Genomic DNA, 2,974 nt, shown 5'->3' on the forward strand with positions numbered 1-2,974 from the left:
CGACGACGACTGAGAATCCATTTCAAAAGTTTTTTCATTCAGGTGCATCCAAATGAAGGTGTGCGTCGGAATACCTCTGTGACAGCGCGAACAGGTCGCGCCGAATCAGCAAGGAGTTCCTCATGCGCAAGACACTCTCCGCCGGCATCGCCCTCGGTGCCGCCGTCGCGTTCACCGCGTTCGCTCCCGCGACCGCTGCGACCAGCGACACCGCCGATCTCTCGGTGCTGCACGGCATCCCCGACACCCCGGTCGACGTCTACGTCGACGGTGAGCTGACGATCGACGACTTCCAGCCGGGCGACCTGGGTGGGCCCCTCGAGCTTCCCGCCGGCACCTACGCCGTCGCGCTGACCGCAGCCGACGCCGAAGACGACTCCGAGCCGGTCCTCGGCCCCATCGACCTCGCCCTCGAAGGCGGCATGAACTACACCGCCGTCGCCCACCTCGACGCCGACGGCCAGCCGACGGCCAACCTGTTCACGAACGACACCTCCGAGACCGCCGCCGGCGAAGGCCGTCTGACGGTCCGTCACGTGGCCGCCGCTCCCGCCGTCGACATCCTCGCGGGCGGCGAGGCCGTCATGACCGGCCTCGCGAACCCGGAGGAGGCCTCCCTCGACCTGGCCGCGGGCACCGTGAGCGCCGCCGTCGCCCTCGAGGGCACGACGGAACCGGTCATCGGGCCGGCTGACGTCGAGGTCCAGGAAGGCGTCCTGACGATGGTCTACGCGTGGGGCAGCGCTGAGGACGGCAACCTCCAGCTCGCCGTGCAGACGGTCGAGGGCCTGCACTCCGGCCCTGACGGCGTGAACACCGGTTCGGCCGGTCTCGTCGCCGAGAACGGCACGAACGGCTGGCTGATCGCCGGCGGCGCCGGCCTCGTGGCCGCCCTCGTCGCCGGTGGCGCGATGGCCGCTCGCACCGCGACCGCTCGTCGCTGAGTGATGATCATGTCGTCTCGATCCGTTTTCGCGGCCGCGCTCGTCCTGGCCGTCGGGATGGTGACGGCATGCGCCCCCGCCTCGGAGGTCGGTGCCCCCACACCGGCCTCCGAGGCACCGGCGCGGAGCGCGCAGGATCCCGATCTGCGCACTGAGGAGCCCGCGCCCGCGGGCCCGGCACCCTCGCCCCGCGCGTCGGTGCCGGTCTCGCCCGCGACACCGAAGCCCGTCGCCGAAAGGGTCGCCCCGGAGCGTCTCGAGATCCCGGCGCTCGACGTGGAGATGCCCATCGTCCCGGTCGGCGTGCAGGCCGACGGGAGCATGGAGATCCCGGAGCGTCCCTCCATCGCCGGGTGGTACCGGTTCGGGAAGGCTCCCTCCGACGCCACCGGCGCCACCGTGCTCGCCGCTCATGTGGACGACCGCGAATACGGCGTCGGCCCGCTCGCACAGCTGCGACAGAGTGAGCCCGGGAGCGAGGTGACGGTGACGGATGCCGACGGCGTACGCACCCGCTACGTCATCGACACGGTGACCTACATCCCGCGCGCGCAGCTGCCGGTCGAAGACCTCTTCGTCCGGGATGGCGAGCCCACGCTCGTCGTCATCACCTGCGGAGGCTCATTCGATGCCCAAACCCGCAGCTACAGCGATAACGTGGTGATGGTTGCTCGGGCTGCTTCATGATCATCGCGAGCGCATCCGTCCGACCGGTATCGAAGGAGTACGTCGTCGACGAGGATATGGAGCTCGCGGAGCGTTTCGCCGCGGGGGATGAGAGCGCGCTCAAAGCGATGTACGACCGGTGGGGACGGGTGATCTACACCCTCGCCGTCCGGTCGACCGGAGACCCGGCCGAAGCAGAGGACATCACGCAGCGGACCTTCGTCTCCGCGTGGACCTCGCGCTCCTCGTACCGGGCCGACCGCGCCCCGCTGGGCGCATGGCTGGTCGCCATCGCGCGGCGCAGGATCGCCGATGCCCATGAGGCGCGCGCCCGCGCGGCCCGCCTGGAGCAGGCGGTGATGGCGGTGACGCCCGAACCGGTCGTCGACGCTCCCGACGTCACCGACTCGATCCTCGTCGCCGACGAGCTCGCCAACCTCGAACCCGATGCGAGGGCCGTCGTGACCCTTGCGTTCTACGACGATCTCACCCACGGTCAGATCGCCGAGCGGCTGAACCTGCCACTCGGTACCGTGAAGAGTCATCTCCGCCGAAGTCTCACCCGCCTGCGAACCCGATTGGAGGCCGCCCATGTCGCATCTTGACGCCGATGTCGCTGCGCTCCTCGCCCTCGGTGAGCGCATCGCGCCCGAAGACCTCGCGCACGCCGAGTCTTGCGAACACTGCCGAAGCGAGGTCCACGCCTTCCAGCGCGCCGTGGTCGCGGGCCGTGCCGCCTCGTCCGATACGCTCCTCGCCCCGCCCGCCCATGTGTGGGACAGCATCGCCCGTGAACTCTCCTTCGAGCACTCTCCGGCCGGAGGGGCGGATGCGGCAGCGGGCCATCACGTCGCGCGGGGCTCGGGTCGTCGCCTGCGCCGTCGTCCGATGTTCCTCGCGCTCGGCGCCGTCGCCGCGGCCGCCGTCATCGTCGTGGGTGTCTGGGCCTCGGGCGGTATCGTGCCGCGCGCCGACGTCGTGTCGGAGGCCACCCTCGACGGCTTCCCCGAATGGCAGGGCGCGAACGGCGAGGCCGCTCTCGAGCGGGTCGACGGCCACAGCCAGGTCGTCGTGCGACTCGACGCGAGCGTTCCCGACGACGGCTATCGCGAGGTGTGGCTGCTGACCGCCGACGCATCCGACCTGGTGAGTCTCGGCATCCTGGAGGGTGAAGACGGCGTGTTCCCGGTGCCCGACGACGTCGATCTCGATGCCTTCACGGTCGTCGACATCTCGCAGGAGAGCGCTGACGGCGATCCCGGTCACTCCGGCGACTCGATCGTCCGGGGCGCGCTGAGCTCCAGTTGAGCGGCCTCCTCGCGCGGATCAGCCCGTTCGGCTCGGCCGACAAGCGCCAGACGAGT

At 70.3% G+C, this 2,974-nt stretch carries 4 protein-coding genes; all 4 read left to right on the forward strand.

What is annotated here, in order from left to right:
• Nucleotides 1–122 precede the first annotated feature (122 nt).
• The 4 genes from AC3ENX_RS14520 to AC3ENX_RS14535 are packed head-to-tail and all read left to right on the forward strand — an operon-like array spanning nucleotide 123 to nucleotide 2,918.
• Nucleotides 123–944 (forward strand): DUF4397 domain-containing protein, encoded by an 822-nt coding sequence (locus AC3ENX_RS14520; RefSeq protein ID WP_434812445.1) that lies wholly within the window; start codon nucleotides 123–125, stop codon nucleotides 942–944.
• A 9-nt stretch (nucleotides 945–953) separates the two neighbouring features.
• Complete coding sequence (locus AC3ENX_RS14525; protein WP_434812446.1) at nucleotides 954–1,631, forward strand: class F sortase; 678 nt, start codon at nucleotides 954–956, stop codon at nucleotides 1,629–1,631.
• Complete coding sequence (locus AC3ENX_RS14530) at nucleotides 1,628–2,215, forward strand: RNA polymerase sigma factor (RefSeq protein ID WP_434812447.1); 588 nt, start codon at nucleotides 1,628–1,630, stop codon at nucleotides 2,213–2,215. Before AC3ENX_RS14525 ends, AC3ENX_RS14530 begins: the two co-directional genes overlap by 4 nt.
• Nucleotides 2,202–2,918: an anti-sigma factor gene (locus tag AC3ENX_RS14535; RefSeq protein ID WP_434812448.1), complete on the forward strand. Its 717-nt coding sequence runs from the start codon at nucleotides 2,202–2,204 to the stop codon at nucleotides 2,916–2,918. The genes AC3ENX_RS14530 and AC3ENX_RS14535 overlap by 14 nt, the downstream gene beginning before the upstream one ends.
• Nucleotides 2,919–2,974 lie beyond the last annotated feature (56 nt).

The sequence above is a fragment of the Microbacterium sp. bgisy189 genome (assembly GCF_057707225.1).